Source organism: Sagittula sp. NFXS13, assembly GCF_040148795.1.
Classification (GTDB): Bacteria; Pseudomonadota; Alphaproteobacteria; order Rhodobacterales; family Rhodobacteraceae; genus Sagittula; species Sagittula marina.
Map to the genome: position 1 here is coordinate 84,032 of NZ_JAGEMH010000001.1, position 15,590 is coordinate 99,621.

Annotated in this window: 10 protein-coding genes; 7 read left to right on the forward strand and 3 right to left on the reverse strand. The window is 64.0% G+C overall.

Translation table 11 applies throughout. The annotated features are described in order from the left end of the window. Positions 1-140: 140 nt before the first annotated feature. Together J4E08_RS00375 and J4E08_RS00380 are read left to right on the forward strand one after the other, a co-directional pair. Positions 141-1,907: an autotransporter assembly complex protein TamA gene (locus tag J4E08_RS00375; RefSeq protein WP_349536822.1), complete on the forward strand. Its 1,767-nt coding sequence runs from the start codon at positions 141-143 to the stop codon at positions 1,905-1,907. Further along, entirely contained in the window at positions 1,907-6,298 is a 4,392-nt protein-coding gene (locus tag J4E08_RS00380; protein ID WP_349536823.1) for a translocation/assembly module TamB domain-containing protein, read from the forward strand. Before J4E08_RS00375 ends, J4E08_RS00380 begins: the two co-directional genes overlap by 1 nt. A 138-nt stretch (positions 6,299-6,436) precedes the next feature. Here the strand turns inward: J4E08_RS00380 and J4E08_RS00385 are convergent, their stop codons facing one another. Then, entirely contained in the window at positions 6,437-7,132 is a 696-nt protein-coding gene (locus J4E08_RS00385; RefSeq protein WP_349536824.1) for a fumarylacetoacetate hydrolase family protein, read from the reverse strand. Between the two features lie 490 nt (positions 7,133-7,622). On the opposite strand from J4E08_RS00385, the gene J4E08_RS00390 reads away from it, so the two are divergent. Continuing rightward, positions 7,623-8,804 (forward strand): pyridoxal phosphate-dependent aminotransferase, encoded by a 1,182-nt coding sequence (locus tag J4E08_RS00390; protein WP_349536825.1) that lies wholly within the window; start codon positions 7,623-7,625, stop codon positions 8,802-8,804. Then, a complete protein-coding gene (locus tag J4E08_RS00395; RefSeq protein WP_349536826.1) occupies positions 8,801-9,739 on the forward strand; it encodes a 2-hydroxyacid dehydrogenase in 939 nt (312 codons plus the stop codon). Before J4E08_RS00390 ends, J4E08_RS00395 begins: the two co-directional genes overlap by 4 nt. Positions 9,740-9,782: 43 nt before the next feature. Here J4E08_RS00395 and J4E08_RS00400 read toward each other — a convergent pair whose 3' ends face one another. Both J4E08_RS00400 and J4E08_RS00405 read right to left on the reverse strand, forming a co-directional pair. After that, the gene (locus tag J4E08_RS00400) at positions 9,783-10,538 is read right to left on the reverse strand and encodes an SDR family NAD(P)-dependent oxidoreductase (protein WP_183965564.1); all 756 of its coding nucleotides are present in this window, start codon (positions 10,536-10,538) and stop codon (positions 9,783-9,785) included. A gap of 106 nt (positions 10,539-10,644) precedes the next feature. After that, the gene (locus tag J4E08_RS00405) at positions 10,645-11,754 is read right to left on the reverse strand and encodes a fumarylacetoacetate hydrolase family protein (protein WP_502949225.1); all 1,110 of its coding nucleotides are present in this window, start codon (positions 11,752-11,754) and stop codon (positions 10,645-10,647) included. 369 nt (positions 11,755-12,123) lie between these two features. On the opposite strand from J4E08_RS00405, the gene J4E08_RS00410 reads away from it, so the two are divergent. The 3 genes from J4E08_RS00410 to J4E08_RS00420 all read left to right on the forward strand — a co-directional run bounded on the left by J4E08_RS00410 (position 12,124) and on the right by J4E08_RS00420 (position 15,589). Then, a complete protein-coding gene (locus J4E08_RS00410) occupies positions 12,124-13,905 on the forward strand; it encodes an IlvD/Edd family dehydratase (RefSeq protein ID WP_349536828.1) in 1,782 nt (593 codons plus the stop codon). 120 nt (positions 13,906-14,025) lie between these two features. After that, positions 14,026-14,763: an SDR family oxidoreductase gene (locus J4E08_RS00415; RefSeq protein WP_349536829.1), complete on the forward strand. Its 738-nt coding sequence runs from the start codon at positions 14,026-14,028 to the stop codon at positions 14,761-14,763. A 133-nt stretch (positions 14,764-14,896) separates the two neighbouring features. Beyond that, complete coding sequence (locus tag J4E08_RS00420; RefSeq protein WP_349536830.1) at positions 14,897-15,589, forward strand: GntR family transcriptional regulator; 693 nt, start codon at positions 14,897-14,899, stop codon at positions 15,587-15,589. Position 15,590 lies beyond the last annotated feature (1 nt).

Here is a 15,590-nt window from a genome sequence, read left to right on the forward strand (position 1 = left end):
AATGGTGTTTTGTTCCTGTCGGATGGAATAAAGTGATCTAGACTTCTATCGGACATGTCAAAGACTGAGCGTGAGGGATGAATATGGGCCTGAAACGGGCAGGGATAGCCTGCGCTGTTGGTGTAATGTGCTGTGTGCCCATGGGTGCGTCTGCGTTTGACAAGATCGACTTTCAATACGCGGGCAAGGCGCCTGATGACCTGCGCGACAGTCTGGAGGCCGTGTCGCTTCTGGCCGAGCTGCGTGATGACGAGGAAAAGGCGCCACCGCAAGACGTGCTGGCCGCTGCTCAGGGCGATTACACCCGGCTGGTAGAGGCGCTTTATGCCCAAGGCTACTACGGCCCCGTGGTGCGTATCCAGGTTGATGGACGGGAGGCCGCGACCATCCCGCCATTCAATGCACCAAGCCAAATCGGCACGGTGACCGTCACCGTCCAACCCGGAAAACGGTTCAAGTTCGGCGCGGCGCAGGTCGCGCCCTTGGCGCCTGACAGTCCGGAAACCGAAGGATTCCGCCGCGGCAGGCCTGCTTTGGCGACCGTGGTGCGCGAGGCGGCGCAGAACGGTGTCACCGGCTGGCGCGCTGTTGGCCATGCAGAGGCGAAAATCGCCGACCAGCAGATCACGGCCCGCCACGACGCCGCGCGTCTGGATGTTGGCGTGACGCTTGATCCCGGCCGCCGCTATCGCTTTGGCGATGTGAACGTGACGTCCGAGAGCGCGGTAAAGCCCGCGCGCATCCGCCAGATTGCCGGCATTCCACGCGGTGAGACCTTCGACCCGGACGCCGTGGAGAAGGCGGCCCAGCGACTGCGCAGCACCGGGACGTTCCGCTCTGTCGTGCTTCAGGAACAGCCCACGGCGGGCGAGGACCTCGACATCGGTATCGAAGTCGTTGATCGCAAACCGCGCCGCATCGGCGCGGGTTTGGAACTGTCGTCCTCCGAAGGGGTGGCGGTGTCCGGCTTTTGGCTGCACCGCAACATCCTCGGCGGGGCAGAGCGGTTCCGTATCGAGGGACAGGCGAGCCAGCTGGGCGGCACGTCAGGAAACAAACCTGACTATTCGCTGTCGGCACGGTTCGAAAAGCCAGCAGTTTACGGCGCGGACACCTTGTTTTTCGCCACGGCGGGCATCTCCCGTGAGGATGAGCCGGATTACATTTCAGACACGCTGGAATTTGGCGTTGGTGTCAGCCAGGAGTTTTCGGACACCCTGACAGGAGAGCTGGGCTTCAACCTGTCGCGCTCGGAGGTCACCGACCTGTACCTGCCGGGCGATCCCACACGGACGCTGGACGTCTTTTCCATGCCGACGGCGCTGACGTGGGACGAGCGCAATGTGACGCTGAACCCCACTGATGGCTTCTACGTCCGGGCCGATGCAGAGCCATTTACACTGCTGTCGGGCGCTGAATCGGGCGATGACACCGGGCTTCGCTTCATGCTGGATGCCCGCGCCTACAAGGGCTTTGGCGAAGAAGACAAGGTGGTTGCCGCTGTGCGGATGCAATTTGGATCGCTGAGCGGCCCGGATGCCTCCAGCGCGCCGCCGGATTATCTGTTCTACTCAGGCGGTGGTGGGACCGTGCGCGGCCAGCCCTATGACTCGCTTGACGCGACCTATGACAATGGCGTGGAACTGGGCGGGCGCAGCTTTGTCGGGCTGTCAGGTGAGCTGCGCGTGGGCGTTACTGACAAGATCGGCGTCGTGGGCTTTTACGACACCGGATACATCGGACCAGAAAGCGTCTACGACGGCTCTGGCAACTGGCACGCGGGCGCTGGCCTTGGCGTGCGTTACGACACCCCCGTTGGCCCGATCCGGGTTGACGTGGCGGGGCCCGTCTCTGGCGATACCTCGGACGGCGTACAGTTTTACATAGGAATTGGACAAGCATTCTGATGCGTTGGCTCGTGATTTGCCTGACCTTGCTCTGCCCGCTTGCGGCGGCAGCGCAGGGCGATGACCGTGGATTCATTCAAGGTCTGTTGGAGGACGCCCTGTCCAACGACAACATGACGGTGCGGCTTGAAGGCTTTGCCGGAGCGCTGTCGTCGCGCGCGACGGTGGAGCGGATCACCATTGCCGATCCGCAAGGGGTCTGGCTGACAGCTGAAGAGGTCGGCTTGCAGTGGAACCGGTCTGCGCTGTTGCGCGGGGCGGTAGATATTCAGGAAATCTCCATGCAGCGGCTGTCTATACCGCGCCTGCCGAATGCGCCGGCGGAAACGCCCGCGCCCGAGGCGCGCAGCAGCTTTGCCCTGCCAGATCTGCCAGTGTCGTTGAACCTCGAACAGCTTGATGTGGCGCGCGTGGAACTGGGCGAGGCCGTCGCCGGGATAGAGGCGACGCTGCAGGTCTCCGGGTCGGCGTCGCTGGCCGGAGGCGAGGGCGAAGCGCAGTTGAAGATTGATCGACTGGACCGCGGCGGCACAATCGCGCTGGACGGCAGCTATTCCAACAACGACCGCGTGCTGGGGCTGGATCTCAGCGTGACGGAACCCGCAGACGGTTTGATCGTGAACGCCCTTGGCGTGCCGGGCGCGCCCTCTGTGGCGTTGACCGTAAAAGGCGACAGCCCGATCGACGATTTCGCGGCGGCGATTTCCCTGTCCACCGACGGTCAGGAGCGCATCTCCGGCGACGTGATCCTGCGGGCCGATGGCGATGCCGGCACGAACCGGTTCCGCGTCGACATCGGCGGTGATCTGGCGGCGCTTGTGGCACCGCAATACGAAGAATTTCTTGGCGATGACGTGCAACTGGCCGCAGAAGTGCTGCGGCAGCAGGACGGCGAGATCGAGCTTTCGGAAATGACCCTGCGCGCCAACGCCTTGGGTTTGTCCGGCTACGCGTTGATCGGCGCGGATGGCTGGCCGCAACGGCTTGATCTGGATGGGTCAATCACGCCGCCTTCGGGCGAAACGGTTGTCCTGCCCCTTGGCGGGGATGAGACGCGCGTCGAAGGCGTGACCTTGACCGGCACGTTTGACGCGGAGAACGGCAATGGCTGGCAGCTGCAAGCGCAAGTGGTCGGCCTGAACCGCGACGGCGTGCTCGAACTGGATCGCCTTGATTTCACAGGTGCGGGCGAAATCGCGCGCGAGACGCAGGCGGTCAGCGGTGTGCTGGACATGCAGGCGCAGGGTTTGACCCTGGAAGACGAGGTGCTGGCGCGGACCGTTGGGTCCGATCTGCGCGGGCAGGTGGGATTTGACTGGCAAAAAGGCGCACCCTTGCAGCTGCGCGAACTGGATCTTGCCGGAGCAGATTACGGTCTGACGGGGTCCGTCACCGTCAAGGGCTTGGAAAGCCTTGAGATCGTCGTCACGCCTGATCTGGTGCTGAAGGCCGATGACCTTGGGCGCTTTGCCGAAATCTCCGGCCTTGCGTTGACTGGCGCGGCAGATGTGTCGATCACCGGGGAGGCGCAGCCCTTGACCGGTGCCTTCGACTTGGCGCTCGACGGGACAACGCGCGGGCTTGGCACCGGGATCGAGGCGCTCGATCCGCTGATTGACGGCGTCGGTTCCCTTCGGCTGGAGGCGCGCCGCGACGAGACCGGGCTATATGCCGACCTGTTGCGGATCGCCACGCAGGCGGCGCGTATCGAAGGCACGGCAGAACTGACCAGCGGCACGGGCAAAGCGGATCTGGATGTCACTTTGCGCGACACATCGCTGGTCTTGCCGGGTGTCGAAGGGCAGACCGATTTGACCCTGACGGCCGTGCAGCAACCGAACGGTTGGAAGGTCGATCTGGACGGAGAGATCCCGGATGTCGCGACCGTTCAGTACAGCGGTCTGATCGATCCTTCGGTGCAGAATGGGCCGGACGTGTCCGGTGTCCTGAACGCGCAGGTGGGACGGATGTCCCCGTTCTCGCGGGTGGCGGGGCGGGCCTTGTCCGGGGCGGCGACGCTGACGGTGACTGGCGAAGGCCGGGTTGCAGCGCAGACGTTCGACGTCGAGGTCGATGCCCGTACGGTAAACCTGAAGCTGGATCTGCCGACGGTGGACCCGCTGCTGGAGGGCACTTCCCAGCTGTCCTTCAAGGCACGGCGCGGCGATGATAAGCGCTTCGTTCTGGATGGGCTGACCTATGATGGGCTTGGTACGATCCGGTTGGATGGTACGCTTGAAGGGGCCTCGGTCGATGACCTGAGCGTGGATGGTCGGCTGGTGGCCGATCTGCCGCGGCTGTCGCCTTTGTCCGGTCTGGCGGGGCGTGCGGTGCGCGGTGCGCTGCGGGCGGATGTGACTGCATCCGGTGGCGTTCTGGATGGCCCGCTGGAGTTGTCGGGTATGCTCTCCGGCTCTGGCATTTCCCTGTCGGTTCCGGCTGTTGATCCGCTGTTGGCGGGCGACGTCCGCCTGGCGGTGGAGGCCACGCGCGACGCGCAGGGCGTCATCAATGTCCAGCGGCTGGATCTGGACGGCCCGGCGACGGCGCAGTTCACCGGCACGGTTTCCGGCATTGGCGAAGAGCAGCTGAAAGTGGACGGTCAGGCCAGTGGTCAGGTGCCGAACCTGTCGGCCTTCAACGGGCTGACGGGGCAGCGGTTGTCCGGATCGCTGCGCTTCGATGCCGATGTCGCATTGGCACAGCCCAACGGTCCCGTGTCCGCGAATGGGACACTGGTAGCGCAGAACCTCGGGATCGGAAATGCATCTGTTGATCCGTTCCTGCGCGGCACCACCAATGTGGCGCTGAACGTCCAGCGCGATGCGGGCGGTGCGCTGCGCATCGAGCGGTTGACAGTGGATGGGGCGTCAATTGACGGCTCTGTCACCGGTCGGCTGTCGCCGTCTGATGCGAACCTTGACCTGCAGGTCACTGTGGCCGGGATCGAACGGCTGGTGCCGGAGCTGCCCGGCTCCTTGCGGGTATCGGGCACGGCGCGGCATTCCGGTGGGGACTGGCGCGTGAACCTCGATGGCACAGGTCCCGGCAGGATCGGCGCGCGGGTGAATGGCACGGTGGCGCAGAACTTTGGCACGGTGAATATTGACGTGACCGGCTCCGCACCGCTGGCGCTGGCCAACAGTCGCATCGCCCCCAACACGATCAGCGGTGTCCTTGACCTCGACGTGGCCGTGCGCGGTGCGCCACGACTTGAAAACGTCAGCGGCCGGGTGTCGACCAGCGGTGCCCGTTTCTCTGCGACGGCCTTCGACATCTCGCTCGATGATCTGAGCGGCGGCGTGTCCTTGCAAGGCGGGCGTGCACAAATGGATCTGACGGGCAGCTTGTCTTCCGGGGGCACGGTCTCGGCCTCCGGACCGATTTTGCTGAGCGCGCCCTACGGTGCAAATCTGGTGGTGGAGCTGCGCAATGCGGGGCTGCAACAGACGGATTTGTTTGACACAACCGCCAATGGGCGCATCACCATCGAAGGTCCGCTGACCGGCGGCGCGCGCATTGCTGGGCGCATCGACCTTGGCGAGGTCGAAGTTCGCGTGCCCACCATCGGACCGAGCTATTCGGCGCTGGACGGTCTTCGGCACGAGAACTTGCCCGCCGATGTTCGACGCACGCTGATGTTCGCCAACCTCGGCCCCAGCGCATCGGGAGAGACGGAAAAGGCGAAATTGCCGCCGTATCCGCTGGATATCCTGGTGAGCGCGCCGAACCGGATCTTTGTCCGCGGGCGCGGTCTGGATGCGGAATTGGGGGGCTCGTTGCGCCTGACGGGCACCTCGGCAAACGTGATCCCGATCGGCCAATTCGACCTGGTGCGGGGTCGTCTGGACCTGCTGGGGCGGCGCCTCGACCTGACGCAGGGCCAGGTGTCCATGCGCGGCAGTTTCACGCCCTATGTGCTGTTCGAGGCATCCACCGAAGTCGAAGAGACCACCATCACCATCCTGCTCGAAGGGCCGGTCAGCGAACCGGAACTGACAGTGAACTCCTCTCCGGAACTGCCGCAGGACGAGGCGTTGGCCTTCTTCCTGTTTGGCCGGTCGGTGACAGATCTGTCGCCCCTGCAGGCGGTGCAACTGGCGCAGGCCGTGCGCACGCTGTCGGGGCAGGGTGGTCTGGGTATTCAGGAGAACATCCGCTCTGGTCTGGGTGTCGATGATTTCGATGTCGGAACCACGGATGACGGCACGGTGGAGGCCAGCGTCGGCAAGTATATCTCTGACAACATCTATACCGATGTGACAGTCGGCGCGGACGGCACGAGCGAGATCAACCTGAACCTGACTGTGACGCCAGAGGTGACGGTGCGTGGGCGTGTGTCCTCTGACGGGACCAGCGGCGTGGGGGTGTATTACGAAAAGGATTATTGAGGCTGTTTTGCCTTGAGCATCTTGAAGCGCGCGTCGGGATCGCCCGTCGCGCGCTTTTTTACGGCCTCATTTCGCCTTCCGACAGGCTGGGACGAGACCGCGGCGGGGCCGGGTAAAGGCTCCGCCTTTGCCGAACCGTCAGCCGCGTTCGCCGATGGTGGTGGTCAGATCTGGCAGCCCGGCAATGGAGACCACGCAACTGTCCCCCGGCACCAGCGCGCCAACACCCGCAGGTGTCCCGGTCATGATCAGGTCGCCGGGTCTGAGCGTCAGGGTCCGTGAGAGGATGGCGATCACCTCGGGGATGGACCAGATCATCTCGGCCAGATCCCCCTCCTGTTTGAGCGTACCGTTCACCGCCAGGGTGATCGCACCTTCAGACAGATGGCCGACCGAGGCGACAGGATGCACAGGGCCGATGACGGCAGAGTTGTCGAAGCCCTTGGCCCAATCCCAGGGACGGCCCATTTCCTTGGCCACCGCCTGCAGGTCACGCCGGGTCAGCTCGTTGCCCGCAGCGTATCCCCAGACATGATCGAGCGCCGTGTCCTCGGAGATCGTCGTGCCGCCGGTGCCGATGGCGACCACCAGTTCGGCTTCGTAATGCAGGTTCTCAGTCTCGGGCGGGTAGGGGATGGTGCTTTTGTCCATCACCACCGCGTCGGCGGGCTTGGTAAAGAAAAACGGCGCTTCGCGGTCCGGGTCGCGGCCCATTTCGCGGGCGTGCGCGGCATAATTGCGCCCGACGCAAAAGATCCGCCGCACCGGAAACCGGTCCTCGGTTCCTGCCACGGCCACGGAGGGCTGCGCCTGAGGCTCCACCACATATCCCATATGTCACCTTTCTCTTCTTTCGTAGGGCGCGCACGGTTGGCAACTCGCTCTGCCGCGCTCATGCAACGTGGCTGATGTATGTGGCCTGTGATGGGGAGGTCAACTGCACCGCGCCGGTCGGGACGAGACCCATCACATCTGGGCGGACAGGCGGCGGCGCACTCATCTGCGTGCCGGGCGCGCCGAATCCTGTTGGTCGACCTGCAAATTTGAGAGGCTGACTTCAATCTCTGGTCCGGGGATGGCAGCTTTTTAACCGCGACTGAAGACGCAGTTTTGCGGCCACGGGACACCATCGTCGGGGCAGGTCGCGATCCTTCCTTTTGCGCGCACCTCAAACGCGGCGACGATTGCTGCAAGTGAACGCACTGAAGTCGTCGCTCTGGCGGCATCAATCACCAGTCGCGGGCGGCGGTGCGCTTTTAATGCCCCGCTCCTTGGTATACCAAAACGAAAACAGCCCTGTGTTGGGCCAGACGCGGAGGCGACCATGACCAACCTGAAACTCGCAACACGCATGTCCCGGCTCGGCACGGAGTCCGCCTTTGTGGTTCTGGCGCGCGCGGCAGAGCTGTCGCAGCAGGGGCGCGACATCATCAATCTGGGCATCGGGCAGCCGGATTTCGCGACGCCTGAACATATTGTCGAAGCCGCGGTAAAGGCGCTGCGCGACGGTGCGCATGGCTACACGCCCGCCAACGGTTTGCCCGCGCTGCGCGAGGCCGTGGCCAAGGATCTGTACCGGCGGCACAGTGCCGAGGTGGACCCCGATTGCGTCGTGGTGGTCCCGGGCGGCAAGCCGACGATGTTCTTTGCCATCAGCATGTTCGGCGAGGCGGGGGCAGAGATCATCTACCCCAATCCGGGTTTTCCGATCTATGAGTCGGTGATCCGCTATACGGGCGCGACGCCGGTGCCGATGACCCTGCGGGAGGAGGATGGTTTTGCCTTTTCCGCCGAGGAGGTGCTGGCGCAGATCACGCCGGCCACCCGGCTCATCATCCTCAACTCGCCTGCGAACCCCACCGGCGGCGTCACGCCCAAGGCCGAGATCGACGCGCTGGTGGCCGGGCTGGAGGCCCATCCACAGGTGGCGATCCTGTCGGATGAGATCTATTCGACCATGCTTTACGACGGGCGCGAGCATGTCTCGTTGTTGCACTACCCGCAGATCCGTGATCGTTTGATCGTTCTGGACGGCTGGTCGAAACGGTATGCCATGACAGGCTGGCGGCTTGGCTACGCGGTTTGGCCAAAGGCCCTGGTGGAGCATGTCACGCGGCTTTGCGTGAACGACCATTCCTGTGTCAACGCCGCAACCCAACACGCCGGAATTGCCGCGTTGGAGGGTCCACAGACGGCGGTGGAGGCCATGAACGCCGCCTTTGACGAAAGACGTCAGGTGATCGTAGAAGGGCTGAACGCATTGCCGGGGGTGCGCTGCGCCGATGCGGCCGGAGCGTTTTACGCCTTTCCCAACGTCGCAGGCACGGGATTGACCGCTGCGCAGGCGCAGACGCTGTTCCTCGAAGAGGGCGGCGTGGCGACCGTGGCAGGAACGAGCTTTGGCGCATCGGGAGAGGGCTTCGTCCGCTTTTCCTACGCCAATTCAACACAGAACATTCGCGAGGCGCTGTCGCGCATCGCAACGCTGCTGGAGGCACGTATATGACAAATTTGATGATCGTCGGGTCCGCATTCACCGATGAGGAACGTGGTCGACTGTCCGGCGCCCATGCGGCCGGCTTCGTTGCCACGCCGCAAGACATTGCGACCATGGACATGACCCTGCGCACGGAGGTCCGCGCGGTGGCCTACAAGGGCAAGGAGGTTTTCGACGATGCAGCGATGGCCGCGCTGCCGAACCTTGGGCTGATCGCAAATTTCGGGGTCGGATACGACAATATCGACGTCGATGCCGCGACCGCCCGCGGGGTGAAGGTGACGAACACGCCCGACGTTCTCAACGACGATGTGGCGGACCTTTGTGTCGGCATGATGTTGGGGCTGGCGCGCGATATGGTGCGCGGGCACCTGCTGGTGGCTTCCGGCAAATGGGGCGAGCAGACTTTGCCGCTGAACCGCAAGATGAGCGGCGCAAAGGTTGGCATCGTCGGGCTTGGGCGCATCGGGCGCGAGATCGCTGACCGTCTGGCCGCCTTCAAGATGGAGGTGCATTACACCTCCCGGTCCGAAAAAGAGACACCCGGCTGGACCTACCACTCGGATCTGACGGAGATGGCCGAGGCCGTGGACTGGCTGGTGGTTGCGCTGAAAGGCGGGCCTGAAACCGAAGGTCACGTGAGCCGCGCCGTGCTCGAAGCGCTGGGACCGCAAGGCATCCTGGTGAACATTTCACGCGGCACCAACGTGGACGAGGACGCGATGCTGGACATGCTGGAAAGCCGCAAGCTGGGCGGGGCGGCTTTGGACGTCTTCCTCAACGAGCCGTCGATCAACCCGCGGTTCCGGCGTTTGCCCAACACGCACCTGCAGCCGCATCAGGCCTCCGCCACCGTGCAGACCCGCACCGCCATGGCGGATTTGCAGCTGGCAAACGTCACCGCCTTTCTCGATGGGCGGGATCTGGAAACGCCGGTCAACTGACAGGCAGGGGACGGGGCACAGCCCCGCCCGGTGGTCGGCGGGCTCAGATAGAGCCTGCCTCCACCATGTAGTTGTTGGCCGAGCACATGGCCGCGTCGTCGGACGCCAGAAACAGCACCATGCGCGCCACGTAGATCGGGTCGATCAGGTCCGGCAGACACTGGCCCTTGAGATGCTCGTCGAGTGCCTCGGGCGTGGCCCACAACTCCTTTTGCCGCTCCGTCATGATCCAGCCGGGGACAACGGCGTTCACGCGGATGCGGTGCTTGCCAAACTCCATGGCCGATGACCGCGTCAGCCCGTGAACGGCGGATTTCGCGGCGGTGTAGGCCGGCATGCCCGGCGATTTTTGCCACCAGGAGTTCGACCCCATGTTGATGATGGAGCCGCCACCGGCCTCGATCATTCCGGGCACAACTGCTTGAATTGCAAAGAACATATGCCGGAAGTTGGTGGCAAATCGTTCGTCCCAGTATTCGGGTGTGATGTCCTGCCAACCGTGTCGGTCGTCGCGGGCGGCGTTGTTCACCAGAACCGTCGGTGCGCCGTTCTGCTCTGCGATCCGCTCGAAGGCCGCGCGCATCTCCGCGATGTCACGCAGGTCGCAGAAGGCGTAGGTGACAGTGCCGGGCGTGTCCTGGACCAGCTTTTCCGAGGTCTCGCGGTCAAAATCCACAAAGCCGACCTTGGCGCCCTGTTCGGCAAAGCAGCGCACCATGTCGGCCCCGATGCCGGAGGCGCCGCCGGTGATCAGCACCGATTTGTCCTTCAGGCTGGGGTACGTGGCAAAATTCGGCATGAGGTGTCCTTTCAAAGGGGCGGTCGGCCCTTGGGGCCGTGGAAAATACTTTGATCGCGGCCGGGGGCAGACCGTGGGGGCATCTTGCGGAGGGCGCGGGCGTGCCTCATAGCAGGCCGCGCCCGGCGAGGTTGGCCATCAGCGCCGTGATCCCGAGCTGCCAGGGCGGGCAGTCGGTCGATAGCCGAACCGTGTTGGTGAGTGTTCCCAAAGAGGGTTCCGAGATGGACACCACATCGCCGACCTTGTGCGTGAACCCCTGGCCGGGCGCGTCGCGGTCCTGGGTCGGGGCAAAGAGTGTGCCCAGATACAGCATGAATCCGTCGGGATATTGATGATGCGCGCCAATGGTCTGCGCCACGATGGAGGCAGGCGTGCGACTGATCTGCGACATGGAGGAGCGGCCATTGAGCGTGAAGCCATCCTGCCCGGTGACGGTCAGCGTCAACTCCGCCTGCTGCATGTCGTCCATGGTATAGCTGTCGTCGAACAGGCGCAAAAACGGCCCAATGGCGGCGGAGGCGTTGTTGTCCTTGGCCTTGCCCAGCAACAGGGCGGATCGACCCTCCACGTCGCGCAGGTTCACGTCGTTGCCCAATGTCGCACCGACGATCCTGCCGGTGGAGGTGACGGCAAGCACGATTTCCGGCTCCGGGTTGTTCCAGCGAGAGATCGGGTGCAGGCCGACATCCGCCCCATGACCCACGGCCGCGAGTGTGGGGCATTTGGTAAAGACCTCAGCATCGGGGCCGATGCCCACCTCAAGGTAAGGGGACCAGAGCCCTTCGGCCTGCAACACGGCCTTCACCTGCAACGCTTTGTCAGATCCGGGCGTGACCCCCGCAAGGCTGTCGCCGATGACGGCGGTGACTTTCTTCCGGATGGCCTCGGCCCGGTCGGGATCACCTGCGGCCTGCTCCTCAATCACACGTTCGACCATGCTTTGGGCAAAGGTCACACCGGAGGCTTTGATGACCTGAAGGTCACAGGGCGCGAGCAGGGTCAGATCGTCGGGCAAAGGATCCAGCGGGCCGAGATCGGTGCCTTTCCGCTCCGCAATGAACGTCAGCAGATCGTCGCGTTCCAGCAGGGCGGAGATGGTCGGGGTCGCGCGACTTGTGATGTCGAACAGCCGGTTGTCACGCAGCACGGCGATGATCGGTCCGTGGCCTTCGTGCCAGAGGCGGACGAGGAAAGTGCCGTTTGGATCGGGCATGGACAGGGTCATTGCAGGTCTTTCCGGGCTAGGCTTGGGTCTTCGACGGACCCCTTTGGATCAGGTTCAACAGGTGGCGCAAAAAACCAAAGCGGCACAGATGCCAGCCTCTGGTCCCGATTGTCGTCTCCCGCATATTTCGGCTGGCGCTTGCATCGGCGCGCAGATGGTATACCATTTTGAGGTAAGCGCGCTGCACGGCCCATGTCAACCAGATGGGAACGGCGCGGCAACGGCTCCTCTGGCACGACGCGGCGCTCCGTGGATGCCGCTTTGACCCAGGCGTGCCGATACAAAGAGATGACCGCGCTGCGGGTAAGACCCGTCACGCCACAGCAGACAGCCCCGAGTACGGGGCAGGGAGAACTCATGTCAGACACCCGTGCCAACAAGCGGTTCCGCAGCCAGGAGTGGTTCGACAATCCCAACAACCCGGGGATGACCGCGCTCTACGTGGAACGCTACCAGAACAGCACCTACAGCCGCGAGGAACTGATGTCCGAGCGTCCGGTGATCGGCATCGCCCAGACCGGCAGCGATATCGCGCCCTGCAACAAGATCCACGTCTTCTTGATGGACCGGATCAAGGCAGGCATCCGCGAGGCGGGCGGCATCCCGATGGAATTCCCTGTGCACCCGATCCAGGAAACCGCCAAACGCCCCACGGCGGCGCTGGACCGGAACCTGGCCTATCTCGGTCTGGTGGAGGTGCTGCACGGCTATCCGCTCGACGGGGTGGTGCTGACCACGGGCTGTGACAAGACCACGCCTGCCATGCTGATGGGCGCGGCGACAATGGACATTCCGGCCATTGCGCTGAACGGCGGTCCGATGCTGGATGGCTGGTGGAAGGGCAAGCGCGCAGGCTCTGGCGCGATCATCTGGGAAGGCCGACGGCTGCTGGCCGAGGGCAAGATCGACTACGACGAATTCATGTCGCGGGTCTGTTCCTCGGCGCCCAGCCTCGGACATTGCAACACCATGGGCACGGCCTCGACCATGAACGCCATGGCAGAGGCTTTGGGCATGTCGCTCACCGGCAACTCGGCCATCCCCGCGCCGTTTCGCGAACGGATGGCCATGGCCTACGAGACCGGCAAACGCATCGTCGGCATGGTGATGGAGGATCTGAAACCCTCGGACATCCTGACGCGGGAGGCCTTTGAGAACGCGATCGTGGTGAACTCGGCCATCGGCGGGTCGACCAACGCGCCGCCGCATCTTCAGGCCATTGCGCGTCATATGGGTGTGGCGCTGGACGTGAAGGACTGGGAGACGGTCGGTTTCGACGTGCCCTTGATGGTCAACATGCAGCCTGCCGGGGAATATCTGGGCGAATCCTTTTTCCGCGCGGGCGGGGTGCCTGCGGTCATGGGGGAACTGCGCAAGGCCGGACGGCTGCACGAGGGCGCGATGACCGCCACGGGGCAGACCATGGGCGCAAACCTGACCGGCTGGGAAAGCGCCGACCTCGACGTGATCAAGACCTATGACGCGCCGATGCGGACCAATGCGGGCTTCAAGGTACTGTCAGGCAACCTGTTTGACTCCGCGCTGATGAAGACATCGGTGATCTCCCCCGACTTCCAGCGGCGGTTCCTGGCGCATCCGGGGCAGGAGGGCATTCACGAGGCCCGCGCCGTGGTGTTTGAAGGCCCCGAAGATTACCACGACCGGATCAACGACACCGCGCTTGAGATCGACGAGAACACCATTTTGTTCATCCGAGGCGTTGGTTGCGTGGGCTACCCCGGTTCGGCGGAGGTGGTGAACATGCAGCCGCCGGATGCGCTGATCCGCGCCGGGGTGAACCATTTGCCCACAGTCGGGGACGGTCGGCAGTCGGGCACATCTGAAAGCCCGTCGATCCTGAATGCCTCGCCGGAATCGGTCGTTGGTGGCGGTTTGGCGCATCTGCGGACCGGCGACAGGGTCCGTTTGGACCTGAACGCCTCGCGCATGGATGCGCTGGTGGACGAGGTCGAATGGCAGGCGCGCATTGACGCGTGGGAGGCCCCGGAACTGGTGCATCAAACCCCGTGGCAGGAAATCTACCGCACCCATGTCGGGCAGTTGGCGCAAGGCGGATGCCTTGAACTGGCCACAGCCTATCAGAAGGTCCGGGAAACGCTGCCGCGCGACAACCACTAGGGCACAAGCGGGTCTCGCAGGACGGGGGGGCGTGACCCCCGGCCTGCGAGACGCCGCTCGACTGTCGTTCGGGCCAGAGTGTCGGCCGCAAGTGGCGTGGGCCAGAAAAGGAGTGCTCAGATGAGCAAGACGATCATGATAACCGGCGCAGGGCAGGGCATCGGCAAGGCCTGCGCGATGGCGTTCCTCGAGGCGGGCTGGCAGGTCGGTCTGGTGGGGCGGCGGCCGGACCCGTTGAAAGAGGTGGCCACCGGTCATGCGGGCGCGCTCGTTCTGCCCGGAGACGTGACCGATGAGGCGCAGGTGTCAGAAGTGTTCAGCCGTGCCGTGTCCGCATGGGGCCGGATCGACGCCCTGTTCAACAACGCGGGCGTGTCGGTGATGGGCGGCAGCATAGACGAGATCGCGTTCGATGACTGGCGGCGCTGCATGGACATCAACGTGACGGGATCTTTCCTCTGCGCTCAGGCGGCCTTCCGGCAAATGCGGGCGCAGACGCCGCAGGGCGGGCGGATCATCAACAACGGTTCGGTGTCGTCCGAGGCACCGCGCTGGGGCTCTGCGCCTTACACCGCGTCGAAACACGCGATCACCGGGCTGACGCGCTCGATTTCGCTGGACGGGCGGCCCTACAATATCGCCTGCGGACAGATCGACATTGGCAACGCGCTGACGGACATGGCGCAAAAGATGACCGAGGGGGTGCCTCAGGCGGATGGCTCCATCGCGGTGGAACCTGTGATGGATGTGGCACATGTTGCGTCATCCGTGCTGCACATGGCAGAGCTGCCCTTGGAGGCCAACGTGCAGTTCATGACAGTGATGGCGACCAATATGCCGTTCATCGGGCGCGGGTGATGGCGCGTCACACCGCCGGGTAAACGGCGCACCAATGGCAGAGGTCTGACTGCCTGGGAAAGGTGCCCCCAAGGCCAAACGCGCCCGCAGTCACGCTGCATCAAGACGACCACAGCTCAGGAGAGGCGGTTCCATGTCAGAGCAGACATTGCCAGAGCAGATCGCCAACAGGCTGCGCCGCGACATTCTGCGCGGCGAACTGGAGCCCGGCACACAGGTCAAGGAGCGCGATCACGCCAGCGCCATGGGGGTCAGCCGGACCCCCATGCGCGAAGCGATCCGCATTCTTGCCAAGGAAGGGTTGCTCCTGCTGCGGCCTGCGCGCTCTCCCATCGTGGCGGAGCCGTCCTACGAGAGCGTCGCACAAAACGTCGAGGTCATGACTGCGCTGGAATTGCTGTCGGCGCGGCTGGCCTGTGACCGGGCCTCGGACGCGGAGATCGAGCAGATCGCCGCGCTGGCCGACCGTATGGCAGAGAGCTACGACACCATGGACAAGCTGGACCTGTTCGAGCTGGATATGGCGTTTCACCGCGCCATCACGGACGCGGCGAAAAACCCCGTTTTGGCAGAGATGCATCAGGCGCTCGTGGCCCGACTGTGGCGCGCGCGATACCTGTCGGCGACACGCAAAAGCGCGCGCGAGCGCGTGCTGCGACAGCACGAGGGCATCGTCACCGGGCTGCGCGCCCGCGACGCGAACAAGGTGACGGAAAACGTGCGCGCGCATCTGGTGCATTTGATGCTCAATGTAAAAGACTTCTTTTCCAACGCGGGGGACCTTTCCGCGAAAGGAAGAGACAATACCGATAAATCAGGGAGTTGAC

Bases quoted from the DNA above. Each gene is read 5' to 3' on its own strand.
- J4E08_RS00375 (WP_349536822.1), top strand. From the start codon at position 141: ATGGGTGCGTCTGCGTTTGACAAGATCGACTTTCAATACGCGGGCAAG.
- J4E08_RS00380 (WP_349536823.1), top strand. From the start codon at position 1,907: ATGCGTTGGCTCGTGATTTGCCTGACCTTGCTCTGCCCGCTTGCGGCG.
- J4E08_RS00385 (WP_349536824.1), bottom strand. From the start codon at position 7,132: ATGGGATATGTGGTGGAGCCTCAGGCGCAGCCCTCCGTGGCCGTGGCA.
- J4E08_RS00390 (WP_349536825.1), top strand. From the start codon at position 7,623: ATGACCAACCTGAAACTCGCAACACGCATGTCCCGGCTCGGCACGGAG.
- J4E08_RS00395 (WP_349536826.1), top strand. From the start codon at position 8,801: ATGACAAATTTGATGATCGTCGGGTCCGCATTCACCGATGAGGAACGT.
- J4E08_RS00400 (WP_183965564.1), bottom strand. From the start codon at position 10,538: ATGCCGAATTTTGCCACGTACCCCAGCCTGAAGGACAAATCGGTGCTG.
- J4E08_RS00405 (WP_502949225.1), bottom strand. From the start codon at position 11,754: ATGCCCGATCCAAACGGCACTTTCCTCGTCCGCCTCTGGCACGAAGGC.
- J4E08_RS00410 (WP_349536828.1), top strand. From the start codon at position 12,124: ATGTCAGACACCCGTGCCAACAAGCGGTTCCGCAGCCAGGAGTGGTTC.
- J4E08_RS00415 (WP_349536829.1), top strand. From the start codon at position 14,026: ATGAGCAAGACGATCATGATAACCGGCGCAGGGCAGGGCATCGGCAAG.
- J4E08_RS00420 (WP_349536830.1), top strand. From the start codon at position 14,897: ATGTCAGAGCAGACATTGCCAGAGCAGATCGCCAACAGGCTGCGCCGC.